Consider the following 14,901-nt stretch of genomic DNA (forward strand, 5'->3'; position numbering starts at 1 on the left):
GGGCTGTGTGTGGGTTCTGAGTTGTCGTTGTGAGAGACAATAACTCTACTACGGCAGCCCTATCTCTTCATACTCTTTTTTTGGCGAAGGTATTGGTTAACGCTCTTAATTACGAATTTGTAATTCAGCACGATAGGCGCGCAGTTGCGCCTTGAGTTGGGCAATTTCAGTTACCATATCTAGCACCATTGCTGCTCCGACCCAATTCAAGTTCAGATCGCGGTGCAACCTTTGAATCTGCTCAACGCGAAAGAGATCCTGTGGGCGCAGCATGATTCCTACAGGTTCAATTAATCCCAGGCGGGCAAATCGTTCTAGCAATAAAACCGAAGTTTGGGTGAGGTAGGCGGCTTGCTCGAAACTATAGAGGCGATCGCCTGCTTCTGTCCACACCACGCAAGACAAACTCAGGTTAGAACTCATAACCGCACCTCCGTTAAGCCCTGACGGGAATTAAAACTACTGACCTGCCGCAATTTTTCATAGCACTCTCTTTCTTGGGAACTCAAATCTTTGGGTGTCACAATTTTTAACCGCACGATCAAAGCGGTACGATTACCTTTTGGATCGCGCCAGCCCTTGCCACGTAGTCGGAGTGCTTGGCCGGAATCCACACCAGCCGGAATCTTCATTGTTACCTTGCCATCGGGCGTAGGAACATCTATTTGTGCGCCAAGCACTGCTTCCTCTGGGCTAACAGGTAGTTCACAGGCAAGATTGTCGCCCTCAAATTTGAAGAAAGGATGAGGCAATAATTCAATTGTCAGATACAAATCGCCGCGTTGCTGACTAAAAGGACTCATCTGTCCTTTGCCTTTGACTCGAATGCGGCTTCCCGATTTTGCTCCCGGCGGAATGCGAACAGTGATAGTTTCTCCATCAATTTGTAGCTGCTTCTGTGTACCATGAAATGCTTCAGAAAAAGTGAGAGCGATCGCCGCTTCTGTATCCTGTGCGGGAACTTCAGTGAAGCGGCTGGAGGGGTCTTCTCCATACCCAAAATCTACGTAGTCCCGGAATCCTTCTGGTCTTGTTGTAGTGCGATAATTAGCTCCGCGCTGCCTTGTACGACCGCCACTGCGACCTAACCCTCCCAGCAATTCATCAATAAAATCATCAAAGTTGCCATACTGGCTAAAGTCATAACCTTGTGTACCCGCCCCTCTGGGTGGAGGTGTACCCGCCGCAGCCTGTTGCCAGTACTGACCATACTGGTCATACTTCTGGCGTTTTTCTGGGTCGGACAGCACTTCATTAGCTTCATTAATTTCTTTGAACCGCGCTTCCGCTTGCTTATCGTTAGGATTTAAGTCCGGGTGATATTTCCGTGCCAATTTCCGGTAGGCTTTTTTGATATCCTCCGGAGTGGCGTTCTTACTGACACCCAGAATTTCGTAATAATCTTTGAAATCGGTTGCTGCAACCATCAGCACCTCTTGAAATTAACGCGATGGGATGGGTGGGCAGAGGGGCAGGGGGAGATAAAACTCCTCACTCTTATACAGACGCGATTCATCGCGTCTCTACTTTTAATTCTTGTACAGACGCGATTAATCGCGTCTCCTGGCTTCTGCCCTATTTGAGGAATCATCTGGTTTAACGACTTCGGATACTCGGTTGAAGAAACTAGAGAATTGTTCTTGAAGCTTGGCAAATGCGCCTGCTGTGTTCTCACGTGCCTTAACTTGCCGCTCTAGATTTTTAATTGCTTTGTCAAATGCTGCATACTCGCGATCTCCTCTGGCATATCCTAGTTCTTGAGCTAACTTGAGTTGGGTACGAGCATCTTCTAGCAACCTCTGTGCTGCGTCACGATCCTTCTCTGCTAAAGTAACCGCAGTCACTAGATCGGTATGGGCTTTGACTAGCGGCAGGGGTCGAGCTTGTTCTGTCACCACTAAAGTTGAGAGCGCAAGTTGCAGCACGCCTTTGGCTTCATCAATTTTGCCTTCGTTCAACAACCGAGCTGCCTGCTTGGTAGCATCTGGATATCTCTCTAATGGCAGATTGACGATTGCTGTGCGAATCTCGCTCATCAAGTTGTTCAACAGTTCGCGAGCCGCCGGAAAATCTTCTGCATTTACAGCAGACTTAACTTGTTTGCGAATTCGGTCAACCAAATTAAAATCCTGAGGGGCAAAATCGATTATCGCTACCTCAGCTGCCACCGGAATTAGAGCTAGTTTAGGGTATTGTGCTACTAGAATGTCAATTTTTCCAGTTGCTCGTTCTAGGGCAGCAATTGCTTCAGTCGTCTTTCCCCGCTCAATGGCAGCGATCGCTTTTTTAGTTTCTTCGATTGCGGCGATCGCTTCTCGATCCAGTTTACTTTCAGCCTCAGCTGTTGCCTGTTGCCTCTCCTTTTCAATCTCCTGCTGAAGACTAGTATCAAGCTGATTCAATCTTTCAGGAGATACCGTAGCAGAGCTAACTGCATGAACGGGAGCGATGAATAAAAGCGTGGAGAAAAGAATACCCACTAACAGGACTTGCAGCCTTCTAAAGAATCTGTGATATTGGTTCACGATCGTTCTCCTGGTTTGTAAACTTGCTTTGCGCCTGGGATAGATGCCTTTTTCGTCAGAGAATTGTTGCCGATTTGGAAACCTTATCCAAATCGGCGTTTTGCAACAGGCTTGCATGTGTTTTGCAAGTTGCCACTGTTGATCGGGGTTGCAGCATGGCTAACCCTCACCTTGATAGGTTTAAACCCAATCAAGCATTAGCTGTTTGCTGACTTTGGGTTTGGTGACTTTCATGAGATGGTCTGTTGACTCTGGACACCCGGTTGAAGAAACTAGAGAACTTTTCCCGGAGTTTGGCAAATGGACTTTCTGTTTTCTCCTTTGCCCTGATTTGCCGCCCAATGTCTCTGATTGCCCGGTCAAGTTCTTTGTACTCGGGATCGCGTCTAGCATAGCCCAGTTCTCTCGCCAGCTTGAGTTGGGTGCGAGCATCTTCCAGCAACCGCAGTACTTGGTCCCGATTTTGCTGGTCCTGATTCTGTTGATCCTGTCCTTGAGCGGCTAAAGCGATTGCAGCAGCTAGTTCAGTAAGGGCATTAATCAGTGGAATGGGTCGAGATTGTTCTGTCACCACCAGAGTTGAGAGTGCCAGTTGCATTACCGCTCTGGCTTCATAGGTTCTCCCTTGATGCAACAATCGGGCGGCCTCCTTGATGGCATCAGGATACGTCTCAAGTGGCAGATTGACGGTTGATGTGCGAATCTCGCTCACTAGGTTGTGCAACAATGCACGCCCAGTCGAAAAATCTTCCTCATTCACAGCCCTCTTAGCTTCATCGCGAATTGGCTCAATCAAATCAAAATCCCGAGGGGCAAGATCGATAATGGTTATCTGAGTTGACACAGGAACCAGAGCCAGTTCAGGGTAACGTGCCAGAAGAATATCAAGTTTTCCAGTTGCCCGTTCCAGAGCTTGAATGGTTTCCTGAGTGTTTTCCCGATCAATGGCGTTGATTGCATTGCGAGTTTCTTCGAGCGCGGCGATTGCGTCCTGATCTAGGGAACTTTGAGCCTCATTCGTTGCCTTTTGCCTCTCCTGTTCAATCTCCTGCTGAGATTGAGGATTGGGCTGATTCAATGTCGTAGAGGTCATAATCTTCTCCTTATTTGTTAATTTGTTTTGGGTTTGGGATAGGTGTTTTTTCATCGCGATCAAACAATGTTTATGCGCCGCTACGATACACTGGCTTTTTCGGCGGCAGCGTGTATAGTAACGTCAATCCCACGCATAACACCAATCCGGCGATACCGTTCCACAACGACAGCACCAGCGCTAAGAAGTACAACACGCTAGTTAATATGTACATGCGGGTGAGGTAAGCGATGAATCGACCGTCGAGATTTCTGTTCAGCAATCGATGATTGCGGCTGGCATAGAGCCAGATGAGCAGCCATGTCAACACTGATAAGAACAATACCAACGCATACAAGACGACTACGGTTTGCAGCTGCTGTGCGTCAGTAATGCATCTAGCCACGACCGCCGTTGGAAACGGCAGAAACGCAATACACATCAGAAACAAGAGGTTGAACAGATTAAATACTGGATCACTCCGTTCGTAGAGTTGGAAGACGTAGTGATGATTTACCCAGAAAATTCCAATTACCACGAAGCTGAAAATGTAGGCGAAGTAGGACGGCCACAATACGAATAATGCTGAGGCAAGACTTAGTGTGTTGCTTGTTCCCTCCGTAGAGTTCAACTCTGGCACGCGAATTTCCAGTATCAGCAGCGTGATGGCAATGGCAAACACGGCATCGCTAAACGCTTCAATCCGCTGGGTGTCCGACTCCGCTGATGCTCGTGATTTCTGCATAGTTGACTTGATTCTGTGTTCCACCATACCTTTGTGCTTGCTTCGATGATAGTAGAGGCGGCCGTTCTGACGGTCAGGCTTAGGGCGAGATCGTGATCCAGTTTTCCACCGAGGTGATTCCTGGTGCCGACCACGCCGATCGCTCTGCCTCTTGTCGCTCAGCCCAGGAGCGTACCGTCCCCTTCAGGATGACCTTGCTCCCCTCCACCTCGACCGTAATCCGCTGTGCATCAGTTTCGGCACTCCGCAACAACGCCTGCTCAATCTTCTGCTTGAGTTCTGATGGGGTCACACGGGGTTTGACGGTGATTAAGTTGGTGACTCCCTTGACACCCGACAGGCGGTGAACCACTCGCTCAGCGTCTATTTTCTGGTACTGCCACTCGACCTCACCCTTAAGCGTGACCCAGCCCTTGGAAACTGTGACATCGAGCTTATCGATGGACAAGTCGGCATCCCACTCCAGGGCACGAACGGCGGCTGCGGCAATGTCGGCGTCAGTGCGCTCGGCAAAACTAGGTAGCCGCACCTCAATGTCGTTAGCCACAGCCAGCACGCCACGGACACGGTGGGCGATCTCCTCAGCCGCCCATTTCTTGGTGTAGGAGTTGACCCAGCCTGTGAGTGTGACGATGCCGTCTTTGACAGCCACGCCGATCTCGGTGGACTGAACGCGAGGATTCCACTTCAGCTCATTCAGCACATCCTTTTGGATTTCCTCGTCAGTTCGGGTTGCGGTTGCAGTAGTCATGGTTGTTTCTCCTTTATGGTTTAAAACTGCTAAACTTCATTTCACAGGCTCTAACACCTGCTTCTGCCACAGGATGATCCTGCTCTATGCAGCTTTCTTGGTGCTGTTGTGCGGGTCGATGACGAACTTTTTCGGTGCCCCTTGGTCGAATGTCCGGTACGCCTCTGGTGCTAGGTCGAGCGAGATGAACTCGATGTTTGTGACCTCGCTCAGGTAGTCCATCCGGCCCCCGAGGATGGCCTGCATCAGGAGTCGGTGATATCAGTTCATGATGGTTCTCCTAGTTTTTTAAGTTGTTTTGTGACTGGAATAAGTGCCTTGTTCGTCGCGATGGGCTACGCCCCGCCGTAGGCGATGGCGCAGAGCGCCCGCTGGAAGCGATCGCAACTCTGGAAATTTACGATCTGACTTTAGACCTGGAATAAGTACCTTTTTCGTCGCGATCAAACATCTGTTTGACCCGATCCCAAGCTTTCGCAAAGGCATTATCTTTTCCATTGGCTTCTCTGAACGACCGATTGTAGGTATCAACAAAAGTTTTTTGCGCGTCGTCCGACAGATTTGCTCTAATTTCTGGTGAAATCTGCTCATTATCTGCCAGTTCACCTTTTGGTTGACGGGGAATTTTCATGTCAGTGATAGCGACTTCTTCCGCACCCGCACTTTCTAACAGTGAGACAACTTCGTCTGCTTGTTCTTGTGGCACTTCCGCGACCAGTAAAAACTCACCTGTTTTCAGGCGTGTTTCGTAAACAGCAGCTTTGTCCTCCGGCATACCCATCGCGATTAAGGCAGATCCAATGCCTGCTCCCAAGGAACCATATAAAGCACCGCCTGCCGCTCCTAATAATGCTGCTCCCAAAGGGCCTGCTGCTACTACGGTTCCCAAAAAGGGAATGAACAACACGCCCACGCCCGTAAGTAAAGCCAACAGAGAACCAAACAGCGATCCGAAAATCGCTCCGGTGGCGAGTCCATCCAAGATCACATCTTGTTTAGTCACAAATCCGGAGATGCGAGTTTCGGTGTGGAAGTCGCGACCAATAATCGAAATGCGATCTTTGGGAACGCTGCGATCGATTAGACGCTCAACCACTTCTTGCATCTTCTTCTCATCTTTGAAGATAGCAGAGACACTTTTGAGGGCGGTTTTTTCAGATGTAGAAGTCATAAAAATTACTCCAAATTAAAAAACTAGATAAAATCACGAAATGTGGCGCAGATTTAAGGACGCGGGGATAGGAAGAGAGTATTTGATAATTTCACTGCGTTACCCAGAGGGTGACGCACGCAGGCTCGCTAAAGCAGTTCCTTTAACTCTGGTTTCCAGAGCAACGGACTGCTCGCTGCGTCTTGTTACTTTTGTTCCACAAAGTCTGCATCGATGACATCTTCACCGCCGCCTTGACGGTCTGTAGAAGTACCACCGTTTGGAGATGCACCTGCTTGTGAGTAGACCGCAGTGCCGATTTGCATCAGAGCTTGTTGAATTTCGTTGGTGAGAGACTTCATGCGATCAATGTTGTTCTGCTCAATTGCCTGACGCAAGTCTCGAATTAAGCCTTCCACGCGGGACTTGTCTGCTGGTGGCACTTTGTCGCCCAAATCCTGAAGTTGTTTCTCGGCTTGATAGGCAACAGAATCTGCCATGTTTTTGGTATCGATTTGTTCGCGCCGCCTACGGTCTTCTTCGGCATTGCGCTCGGCTTCTTTCACCATCCGCTCGACTTCAGATTTGTCGAGGGTAGACGCACCTGTGATGCTAATGGACTGTTCTTTACCTGTGGCTTTTTCTCTGGCAGTTGCTGACAGAATCCCGTTAGCATCAAGGTCAAAGGTAACTTCGATCTGTGGCATACCTCTGGGAGCTGGAGGAATCCCATCTAGTCGGAAGGTTCCCAGGCTCTTGTTGTCGGATGCCATTTCGCGTTCGCCTTGCAGAACCTGGATTTCTACGTTTGTTTGTGCGTCAGCTGCCGTTGAGAACACCTCAGACTTCTTCACTGGAACAGTGGTATTGCGCGGAATAATCTTGGTCGTCACACCACCTAGAGTTTCAACACCCAGCGACAACGGCGTAACATCTAGGAGCAGTACGTCTTTTACCTCACCCCCAAGCACACCCGCCTGAATCGCTGCACCCACTGCTACGACTTCATCCGGGTTGACACCCTGGTGTGGGTCTTTGCCTATTATCTGCCGTACCAGTTGCTGAACAGCTGGCATCCGAGTTGCACCACCCACTAGGATTACTTCGTCAATATTTGCGGGACTCAGTTTAGCATCGCGCAGAGCTTGTTCGACGGGAATGCGGCTGCGATCGAACAAGTCGGCGCACATTTGCTCGAACTGTACCCGCGTTAAGGTCATATCTAGATGTTTCGGGCCTTCCGGGGTTGCAGTAATAAAAGGTAAGTTAATGTTCGTCTGTGTTGCGCCTGACAGTTCAATTTTGGCTTTTTCTGCTGCTTCGGTGAGGCGTTGCAGGGCTTGTTTGTCTTTACGGAGGTCGATGCCTTCGTTACGCTGGAATTCGGTTGCTAGCCAGTCTACGATTCTCTTATCAAAGTCATCACCGCCCAAGTGGGTGTCGCCACTGGTAGCTTTCACTTCAAACACACCATCACCCACTTCTAGGATAGACACGTCAAACGTTCCACCACCTAAGTCAAAGACTAGGATGGTTTCATTGGTTTTCTTGTCAAGTCCGTAGGCGAGGGCAGCCGCCGTTGGCTCGTTGATAATTCGCAGAACTTCAATCCCGGCAATTCTACCGGCATCTTTGGTAGCCTGCCGTTGAGAGTCATTGAAATAGGCAGGGGTGGTAATTACCGCTTGCCTCACTGGTTCCCCCAGATATGTGCTGGCATCATCTATCAGCTTGCGGACTACCTCAGCCGAGATTTCTTCCGGTGAAAATTCCTTGTTCAGAGCGGGACAGTGTAGCTTGACATTGCCATTACTGTCACGTGCCACTTTGTAAGTAACTTGTTTTGCCTCTTGGGTGACTTCATCATACCTGCGCCCGATGAACCGCTTAACGGAATAAAAAGTGTTTTCTGAGTTCATTACACCCTGGCGCCTGGCAATTTGCCCGACAAGTTTTTCGCCCTTCTTGGTGTAAGCAACCACAGATGGAGTTGTGCGACCGCCTTCTGTGTTCGCAATGACGACGGGTTGTCCGCCCTCTATTACAGCTATACAGGAGTTGGTAGTTCCTAAGTCAATACCAACGATTTTTGCCATCGTTAGCAACCTCCTTCAAAGATTGAGATAAAAAATTGAGAGTTTGGATTCAGGACAAGTTGAATAAATGGTATTAAGAAGGCAGTCCCGATGAAACAAGTTTCACCGCCATGCATGAAAAAGGTTTCTTCCCCTACACCCCACACCCCACACCCTACAACCTTTTTCAAGTCAGAGGGCAGAAGGGGAATCCCCATAAATAAATTTAGGGGATTTAACAACGGCTTCTGAAAGTAAGGATTTCCCGACTTGAGCAAACTGGCGTGGGCTTGTGACCTTTTGGCAGAGGGAAGAATCTATCCTTGAACCTTCTGCCCTCCGGCTCCTTAGCACTCAGGATTCGGCTGCGTTTTGAATCGCGGCTAACAACGAGCGGAGGTCGTAAGAGCCATCGTGGCGCACACCGTTGATGAAAAAAGTCGGCGTGCCGTTGACCCCGCTCTGAATTCCACTGAGTAAGTCTTCGCGTATCCTGGCTATGTGGGCGTGCTCGGCGAGTTCGTGACTAAACCGAGGCACATCAAGACCGAGGTTAGCGGCATATTCTATTAGATGTTTGCGATCGAGCGCCTGTTGATGTTCAAAGAGATGGTCGTGCATCTCCCAGAACTTACCTTGCGCCCCAGCGGCTTCTGCTGCTTCTGCTGCCTGCTCGGCGTGGGGATGCACGCTAGTTAACGGGAAGTGGCGGTAGACAAAGCGCATGAGATCTCCGGTCAACTGCTGTAGTTCTTTGACGATCAAATGGGCACGACCGCAATAGGGACACTCATAGTCGCCGTATTTTACGAGGGTGACGGGTGCGTTTTTTGGCCCTCGGATATGGTCGCGTTCGCTAACTGGGAGGCTAAGTTCGCCTGTTGCTATTGTGATCATGTTGTCACCTCCTGCTCTTAAGGGAGTGCTTTGGAAAACATTGCGTCACTGCCCTTGCCCGTTGCCCCCGTGCCCGTTACCTAAGTTTACTTTCACAACCTTGTTCCTATCTTCTTCAGCCTTGGGCAGCCTCAGCTTGAGAATGCCATCTTTGTATTCTGCTTGCACCTGTTCGTGCTGGACACGGGTAGGCAACGGAATTACGCGCTGAAACCTGCCATAGCGGAATTCGGTGCGGGTGATGCCTCTTTCTTCCGTTTTGATTTCTGACTTGCGCTCACCGGAAATAGATACTGCCTCTGGCGATACCTGCACATCTAGGTCTTGGGGGTCTACACCAGGAATTTCTACCTTGAGATGAACTCCATCAGGGGTTTCTTGAATCTCTGCGGAGGGAATAAAGGCAATGCCTTCCTCTTCTCTACGACCTGTCGGTGCTATCTCATCAAACAAGCGGTTTAACTGCCGCTGCAAACTTTCAACTTCTCGGAAAGGTTCCCAACGAACGAGTGCCATAATTTTAAGTCTCCTGATCATCTATACTTTTAAGTCTTCTGATGATCTATATTTGGGTGTTTAGAATTCTGCATTAGACTGGGTTTTGTCAGTCGCTGAAACAGCGTTGCTATCATGCCTGTGCTGAACTCTGTTGACACTATAAAAAAGAAATCTAAGGACTTTCTGAGGAAACTATGATGATTGGGGATTGGGACAAGGCAAAATTGTAAGGGGAAAAACAAATAACTTCCCTTTAACCTTAACTTCTTTGGCAATAGTTACTCCATCATTGACGATTTGAGGAGTGAGCAAAAAGTTTACTCGACATAGCCAATAAGATTTGGTTGGTTCCCTTGGATATGATTTCCGATTAAACCATCGTCGTACAGTAAAACGCGGTACAACGATATCACGTCGCATTAGGATTATGCCAACCGCCATCTGGGGGAATCATATGATCCGCCAAAGGAGGCCCCCAGCTATGGGGTGCGTATTCGTAAACAGGGGTTGCTTGATCTAGGATAGGAGCGACAATTTGCCACTGTGCTTCCACCTCATCTTGGCGAGCAAACAACATGGAGTCGCCTTTCATCGCATCTTCAAAAAGCCGCTCGTAGGGATTCATCTCATTGCCATGCTCGACTTGAGCGACTAGTCCAACTTCGCTACCCACCATTCCGTCGCCTGGGGTTTTAGAGCGAATGCCGATCGCAGTCAGCACATTTGGACTAAGACGAAAGTAGAAATAATTTGCTAATCCAAAGGCACGCTCGCCAAAAACATCCTGCGGCGGACGCTTGAGCCTGACCACAACTTCAGTAGTTGTACTCGGTAAACATTTGCCTGCACGAATGTAAATCGGAACGCTAGCCCAGCGCCAAGTATCAATGTTGAGCTTAACCGCCGCGAAGGTTTCGACCTTGGAATCAGGAGCTACACCAGATTCCTGGCGATAGCCCTTGTACTGCCCGCGCACTACATTTGAGGGTTCGATTGGATCTATGGATTTGAGCAATCGCGCTCTTTCATCTCGGATGGCTTCATGCTGCTCGTTGATGGGCGGATCCATCATTAAACACGCCGTCACTTGAAGTAGATGATTTTGCACCACATCCCGAATAGCGCCTGTCTCTTCATAAAACTGTCCCCGTCCATCGATGCCAAATTTTTCAGCCATCGTGATTTGGATGCTGGCAATACTGACGCGATGCCAAATCGGTTCGAGTAATGAATTGGCGAAGCGAGTGTAGAGAAGGTTTTGGACTGGTTCTTTTCCCAAGTAATGGTCAATCCGAAAAATATGACTTTCGGGAAAGATAGAGTGCAGAATGCAGTTCAGCATTCTAGCCGATTCTAGATCGCTTCCAAAGGGTTTTTCTACCATAACGCGACCATTCTTTACACAACTTGATTGACCTAACCCTTCGACAACCGTCGCAAACAAACTGGCAGGAATGGCTAAGTAATACAGAGGAGCTTCAGCTATTTGGAGTACCTGGCATAATTTATCATAGGTGGCGCGATCGCTATAATCACCAAAAATATAGTAAAGTAATGAACACAGTTTCTGGAAAGCTGCCTCATCAACGCTGGCCTGTTCCTCCAGGCTCTTACGCACATAAGATTGTAATTGTTCGATGCTCCAATCTCGCCTACCCACTCCAATTATTGGAATGTCAAAATGACCGCGCTGAATCATCGCCTGTAAGGCAGGAAAGATTTTTTTGTAGGCTAAATCACTTGTGATCCCAAAAAATACCAGGGCATCGGAGAGTAAAGCTGCCATGATTAACCTCCATATCGACGCGGAAAAGGGAAGCAGGGGGCAGGGGAGCAGAGGGGAAGAAAGCTGATTAAAATCCCCGCGTCATTGTTCCAGATGCCCACCGAACTCGTAGCGCAACGCAGAAATGAGTTTATTGGCAAAGTCTGATTGACCGCGAGAGCTAAATCGTGTGTAGAGGGCTGTACTAAGGACGGGAACAGGAACTCCTTCTTCAATGGCTGCCATTAGTGTCCATCGACCTTCTCCAGAGTCAGATACGCGCCCCTCGAAGTTGGCTAAGTCGGGGTCTTTGAGAAGGGCGATCACGATTAAATCAAGTAACCAAGAACTAATCACGCTCCCCCTGCGCCACACCTCTGCTATATCTGCGGGATTAAAGTCGTATTGGTAAAATTCAGGATTTCGTAAGGGAGCAGTTTCAGCATCGATTTGATGCAATTGTTTCCCAATATTAGCATGGTGAAGAATGTTCAACCCTTCGGCATAAGCTGCCATGATGCCGTATTCAATGCCGTTGTGAACCATTTTGACAAAGTGCCCTGCACCGTGAGAGCCACAATGCAAATAGCCCTGTTCCGCTGTTCCCCCCATTAACTCACGACCAGGGGTGCGCGGTGCAGCTGATACACCAGGAGCCAGCGCTGCAAAGATGGGGTCAAGATATTTCACCACCGCCAATGCACCACCAATCATGAGACAGTAGCCGCGTTCTGCCCCCCAAATGCCACCGCTAGTTCCACAATCAATGTATTCAATTCCTTTGACTTTTAATTGATCTGCACGACGAATGTCATCAATGTAGTAAGAATTGCCACCATCAATGATAATGTCGTCAGCGTCTAGAAACGGCATGAGAGTCTGTAGGGTAGCATCTACTGTCGCGGCGGGTAGCATCAGCCAGACGGTGCGGGGTGGCGTGAGTGCTTCGATGAGTTCAACGAATGATGTTACACCACGGGCGATCGCTCCTTCCTGAACCAGCACCTCTGCTTTTTGTGGCTGACGAGTGTAGCCAATGACGGTATGTCCAGGCTGGGTTAGACGGTGTGCCATGTTAGCTCCCATTCGTCCTAGTCCTATCATTCCCAGTTCCATAATATGCCCTGTATTCAAGTGAGAAAAATTGGGAGTATCCATCCCGCAATAGCGCCAGTAGCGCAGACGGCTGTTAGAATCAGGAAAACCTCAGTTCGACTTAACTCTATTTCCAGCAAATTTTCGACGGACTGACTGGTCTAATGCCATATCCAGGGTAAAAATGCCAATCCAGGATAGAGCGATCGCTATTGCCCAGCCCAATAATCCGCTTGATATCGATGCTCCAGTTAGAATCCATGCAAAACCGAATGTGAGAGATAACAATCCCGCCCAGACGGGAAAGCCAGTGAGTATGCAGGCACGGACTGCGGCAATTGCCAAAATGAACATCGGTATTGCAATCGTCGAGAAATGGCGATCGAGCCAGAGAGTCCATCCCAATCCTCCATATCCCAGCATTAGCACCGTCAGCCAAACTAGACTATAGAGAAAATGTTTCCAATAAAATTCTTTTGATTCTGGTCGGGTTATGGTCTTGTTCAAATGTAGTTACAATTTTGTTAACCATAGGTCTTATACCTCTCTACAAAGACGAATCAGTTAACCAAGCCTGAATCTAGGATTTGTCCAATTTTTCCCATTTCCTTATCTTCTTAACGAATCTGCCCTAACGTTAGTTGGCAAATCTAAGGAAAATCTGAGCAGATACTGATACTAAATTGCGTTTAGAAACACTTATCTATGCTTTGACAAAAGCATTGCTCTTTAAACATCCTCATTTTTTGCTTAGATTATCTCGCTACAATTTCCACATTGATCTAGTAATTAGCTCACGCTACGAGAGGAACCCTAGGGAGTGAGATCATGACTAAACCGATTCAAATTCTGTTACAGACAACAATTCCCACCAATGAAGATGATTGGTATATTGGGCGATTTTCTTTGCTAAAGGACTATTTAGCTTCGTTGAAAAGTGACACTGGGGAACCCCTGTACCAGGTAACAGCAAGGGATCGAGAAAATACTGCTGAAAAAAACGATCCAGTTTTAAGTACGCTGGATAATTCAGATTTTGATGAACTGTGGCTGTTTGCTGTGGATGTAGGGGATGGCATAACTCCAAAAGAGTGTCAGAGCATCAGTGCCTTCCGTCAGCGCGGCGGCGGTTTATTGGTCAGCCGTGACCATCAGGATGTAGGTTGTTCGGTTTGTAATCTTGGCGGTATCGGCGCAGCCCATTACTTTCACAGTAAGAATCCCGATCCCGATCCCTCGCACCACTGCCCTGACGACATCTACACTAAGTACATTTCCTGGCCCAACTTCCATTCTGGGTTAAATGGTGACTACGAGAAAATTACTCCTATAGAACCCGTTCATGACTTACTCAGGAATCCTACATTACCTTCTGAGGAAATTGAATTGTTTCCAGCTCATCCCCATGAAGGAGCCGTAGGTGTGCCTGCAAACGAGAAGAATGCACGAGTAATTGCCTTGGGTACAAGCTCAGTCTCCGGTCGGGACTTCAACTTAGTAGTTGCTTTTGAAAGTACGCAGGATGAACAAGGAAATATTTTAGGACGTGCGATCGCTGAATCAAGCTTCCACCATTTCGCCGACTACAATTGGGATGTTGATATGGGCGCACCTAGCTTTGTAACCGAACCCCCTGGAGATGGGATGAAGCAAAACCCACAAGCCCTTGAACATATTAAAGCCTATGTGCGAAACTTAGCCCTCTGGCTGGCTCCTACCTCAAGTTAAAGGAAAGTCTCCCATCCTTAAAGCCTAGATTCCGCAGGTGCGCTCGTAAATGCTGTATTTTTGAAAATGACTTAAATGCTGCATTTTAGAAGTATGACATTAGATATCAGGGTACAGGATATTGACCACTGCGGCATAGTCGCAGGCATTTGTGATGAAATGAATTTAGTAGAAGAAATTAACCGACTGTTGGGAACTCACTCTCAAGAAATCATTAGTGCAGGTCAGAAGTTGCATTTAATGACAGCACAATGCCTGGATATCGAATTGCACCAAATTGTAGTGAATATGGTGGTGTACGACAGTCCTGGTTAGTTGTTGAAAGTCAAGCGAGAAAAGAATCTGACCTCAAGCGATTGGAAAAACGTTTAATTAAAAAGTTATCACTTGCCCAATCCGAACTTCTGCAGTTGTTAAACCAAGAATTTGCTTGCTCAAAAGATTCTGAAAAGCGGCACAACGGCTCAGTTCTAAGTTGCCCTTACACCAACTGGCTAATATCCAGGTTAACGTGAGTTCGACAGAACTAAAAAACGGCAGGAGGTAGTGCAGGCAAATCTTTTGGGTAAATATCAATCGACGGTTTTTTGGGTAAATAGG

General features: G+C 48.1%; 18 protein-coding genes and 1 pseudogene. 5 read left to right on the forward strand and 14 right to left on the reverse strand.

Going from position 1 to position 14,901, the window contains the following annotated elements:
* Nucleotides 1–105 precede the first annotated feature (105 nt).
* The 7 genes from V7K53_RS25705 to V7K53_RS25735 all read right to left on the reverse strand — a co-directional run bounded on the left by V7K53_RS25705 (nt 106) and on the right by V7K53_RS25735 (nt 5,339).
* Nucleotides 106–423 (reverse strand): chaperone modulator CbpM, encoded by a 318-nt coding sequence (locus V7K53_RS25705; RefSeq protein WP_335200354.1) that lies wholly within the window; start codon nt 421–423, stop codon nt 106–108.
* The gene (locus tag V7K53_RS25710; protein WP_335200355.1) at nt 420–1,427 is read right to left on the reverse strand and encodes a J domain-containing protein; all 1,008 of its coding nucleotides are present in this window, start codon (nt 1,425–1,427) and stop codon (nt 420–422) included. Before V7K53_RS25710 ends, V7K53_RS25705 begins: the two co-directional genes overlap by 4 nt.
* Nucleotides 1,428–1,550: 123 nt before the next feature.
* Nucleotides 1,551–2,525 carry a YfdX family protein gene (locus V7K53_RS25715; protein ID WP_335200356.1) on the reverse strand — a complete coding sequence of 325 codons (975 nt, stop codon included), beginning with the start codon at nt 2,523–2,525 and terminating at the stop codon, nt 1,551–1,553.
* Between the two features lie 190 nt (nt 2,526–2,715).
* Complete coding sequence (locus V7K53_RS25720; protein ID WP_335200357.1) at nt 2,716–3,618, reverse strand: YfdX family protein; 903 nt, start codon at nt 3,616–3,618, stop codon at nt 2,716–2,718.
* Nucleotides 3,619–3,688: 70 nt separating this feature from the next.
* Nucleotides 3,689–4,342, reverse strand: coding sequence for a TMEM175 family protein (locus V7K53_RS25725; protein ID WP_335200358.1), 654 nt, complete (start codon nt 4,340–4,342; stop codon nt 3,689–3,691).
* 79 nt (nt 4,343–4,421) lie between these two features.
* Nucleotides 4,422–5,093, reverse strand: a complete 672-nt coding sequence (locus tag V7K53_RS25730) for a BON domain-containing protein (RefSeq protein WP_335200359.1) — start codon at nt 5,091–5,093, stop codon at nt 4,422–4,424.
* A gap of 84 nt (nt 5,094–5,177) precedes the next feature.
* Complete coding sequence (locus V7K53_RS25735; protein WP_335200360.1) at nt 5,178–5,339, reverse strand: hypothetical protein; 162 nt, start codon at nt 5,337–5,339, stop codon at nt 5,178–5,180.
* Nucleotides 5,340–5,386: 47 nt separating this feature from the next.
* Here V7K53_RS25735 and V7K53_RS25740 point away from each other — a divergent pair, with 47 nt between their 5' ends.
* Nucleotides 5,387–5,518: a hypothetical protein gene (locus tag V7K53_RS25740; RefSeq protein ID WP_335200361.1), complete on the forward strand. Its 132-nt coding sequence runs from the start codon at nt 5,387–5,389 to the stop codon at nt 5,516–5,518.
* On the opposite strand, the gene V7K53_RS25745 is transcribed toward V7K53_RS25740, so the two are convergent.
* From V7K53_RS25745 to gnd, 7 genes are all read right to left on the reverse strand, one after another.
* A complete protein-coding gene (locus tag V7K53_RS25745; protein WP_335200362.1) occupies nt 5,491–6,264 on the reverse strand; it encodes a ChaB family protein in 774 nt (257 codons plus the stop codon). The two genes, V7K53_RS25740 and V7K53_RS25745, sit on opposite strands and share 28 nt — an antisense overlap.
* A gap of 185 nt (nt 6,265–6,449) precedes the next feature.
* The gene (gene dnaK / locus V7K53_RS25750) at nt 6,450–8,339 is read right to left on the reverse strand and encodes a molecular chaperone DnaK (RefSeq protein WP_335200363.1); all 1,890 of its coding nucleotides are present in this window, start codon (nt 8,337–8,339) and stop codon (nt 6,450–6,452) included.
* 333 nt (nt 8,340–8,672) lie between these two features.
* The gene (locus V7K53_RS25755; RefSeq protein WP_335200364.1) at nt 8,673–9,215 is read right to left on the reverse strand and encodes a DsbA family protein; all 543 of its coding nucleotides are present in this window, start codon (nt 9,213–9,215) and stop codon (nt 8,673–8,675) included.
* A gap of 45 nt (nt 9,216–9,260) precedes the next feature.
* Nucleotides 9,261–9,731, reverse strand: coding sequence for an Hsp20/alpha crystallin family protein (locus V7K53_RS25760; protein ID WP_335200365.1), 471 nt, complete (start codon nt 9,729–9,731; stop codon nt 9,261–9,263).
* A 174-nt stretch (nt 9,732–9,905) separates the two neighbouring features.
* Nucleotides 9,906–10,133, reverse strand: a complete 228-nt coding sequence (locus V7K53_RS25765) for a hypothetical protein (protein ID WP_335200366.1) — start codon at nt 10,131–10,133, stop codon at nt 9,906–9,908.
* A complete protein-coding gene (gene zwf, locus V7K53_RS25770; protein ID WP_335200367.1) occupies nt 10,123–11,499 on the reverse strand; it encodes a glucose-6-phosphate dehydrogenase in 1,377 nt (458 codons plus the stop codon). The genes V7K53_RS25765 and zwf overlap by 11 nt, the downstream gene beginning before the upstream one ends.
* Before the next feature lie 81 nt (nt 11,500–11,580).
* Nucleotides 11,581–12,636, reverse strand: coding sequence for a phosphogluconate dehydrogenase (NAD(+)-dependent, decarboxylating) (gnd, locus tag V7K53_RS25775; protein WP_335200368.1), 1,056 nt, complete (start codon nt 12,634–12,636; stop codon nt 11,581–11,583).
* A gap of 121 nt (nt 12,637–12,757) precedes the next feature.
* Between gnd and V7K53_RS25780 the strand changes: the two genes are divergently transcribed.
* From V7K53_RS25780 to V7K53_RS34140, 4 genes and pseudogenes are all read left to right on the forward strand, one after another.
* Nucleotides 12,758–13,024, forward strand: a complete 267-nt coding sequence (locus V7K53_RS25780; RefSeq protein ID WP_335200369.1) for a hypothetical protein — start codon at nt 12,758–12,760, stop codon at nt 13,022–13,024.
* 377 nt (nt 13,025–13,401) lie between these two features.
* Nucleotides 13,402–14,301 carry a hypothetical protein gene (locus V7K53_RS25785; RefSeq protein ID WP_335200370.1) on the forward strand — a complete coding sequence of 300 codons (900 nt, stop codon included), beginning with the start codon at nt 13,402–13,404 and terminating at the stop codon, nt 14,299–14,301.
* Between the two features lie 93 nt (nt 14,302–14,394).
* The gene (locus V7K53_RS25790) at nt 14,395–14,616 is read left to right on the forward strand and encodes a DUF4277 domain-containing protein (protein WP_334763929.1); all 222 of its coding nucleotides are present in this window, start codon (nt 14,395–14,397) and stop codon (nt 14,614–14,616) included.
* Nucleotides 14,529–14,842: pseudogene (locus tag V7K53_RS34140) on the forward strand (IS1634 family transposase); the annotation flags it as partial. The gene V7K53_RS25790 and the pseudogene V7K53_RS34140, both read left to right, overlap by 88 nt.
* Between the last annotated feature and the right edge of the window lie 59 nt (nt 14,843–14,901).

It is taken from the genome of Nostoc sp. (assembly GCF_036917355.1).
Taxonomy (GTDB): domain Bacteria; phylum Cyanobacteriota; class Cyanobacteriia; order Cyanobacteriales; family Nostocaceae; genus Nostoc.

Bases quoted from the DNA above. Each gene is read 5' to 3' on its own strand.
- dnaK (WP_335200363.1), bottom strand. From the start codon at position 8,339: ATGGCAAAAATCGTTGGTATTGACTTAGGAACTACCAACTCCTGTATA.
- V7K53_RS25710 (WP_335200355.1), bottom strand. From the start codon at position 1,427: ATGGTTGCAGCAACCGATTTCAAAGATTATTACGAAATTCTGGGTGTC.
- V7K53_RS25765 (WP_335200366.1), bottom strand. From the start codon at position 10,133: ATGCGACGTGATATCGTTGTACCGCGTTTTACTGTACGACGATGGTTT.
- V7K53_RS25705 (WP_335200354.1), bottom strand. From the start codon at position 423: ATGAGTTCTAACCTGAGTTTGTCTTGCGTGGTGTGGACAGAAGCAGGC.
- V7K53_RS25780 (WP_335200369.1), top strand. From the start codon at position 12,758: ATGCCAATCCAGGATAGAGCGATCGCTATTGCCCAGCCCAATAATCCG.
- V7K53_RS25730 (WP_335200359.1), bottom strand. From the start codon at position 5,093: ATGACTACTGCAACCGCAACCCGAACTGACGAGGAAATCCAAAAGGAT.
- V7K53_RS25745 (WP_335200362.1), bottom strand. From the start codon at position 6,264: ATGACTTCTACATCTGAAAAAACCGCCCTCAAAAGTGTCTCTGCTATC.
- V7K53_RS25785 (WP_335200370.1), top strand. From the start codon at position 13,402: ATGACTAAACCGATTCAAATTCTGTTACAGACAACAATTCCCACCAAT.
- V7K53_RS25725 (WP_335200358.1), bottom strand. From the start codon at position 4,342: ATGCAGAAATCACGAGCATCAGCGGAGTCGGACACCCAGCGGATTGAA.
- V7K53_RS25735 (WP_335200360.1), bottom strand. From the start codon at position 5,339: ATGCAGGCCATCCTCGGGGGCCGGATGGACTACCTGAGCGAGGTCACA.
- V7K53_RS25760 (WP_335200365.1), bottom strand. From the start codon at position 9,731: ATGGCACTCGTTCGTTGGGAACCTTTCCGAGAAGTTGAAAGTTTGCAG.
- V7K53_RS25790 (WP_334763929.1), top strand. From the start codon at position 14,395: ATGACATTAGATATCAGGGTACAGGATATTGACCACTGCGGCATAGTC.
- zwf (WP_335200367.1), bottom strand. From the start codon at position 11,499: ATGGCAGCTTTACTCTCCGATGCCCTGGTATTTTTTGGGATCACAAGT.
- V7K53_RS25755 (WP_335200364.1), bottom strand. From the start codon at position 9,215: ATGATCACAATAGCAACAGGCGAACTTAGCCTCCCAGTTAGCGAACGC.
- V7K53_RS25720 (WP_335200357.1), bottom strand. From the start codon at position 3,618: ATGACCTCTACGACATTGAATCAGCCCAATCCTCAATCTCAGCAGGAG.
- gnd (WP_335200368.1), bottom strand. From the start codon at position 12,636: ATGGATACTCCCAATTTTTCTCACTTGAATACAGGGCATATTATGGAA.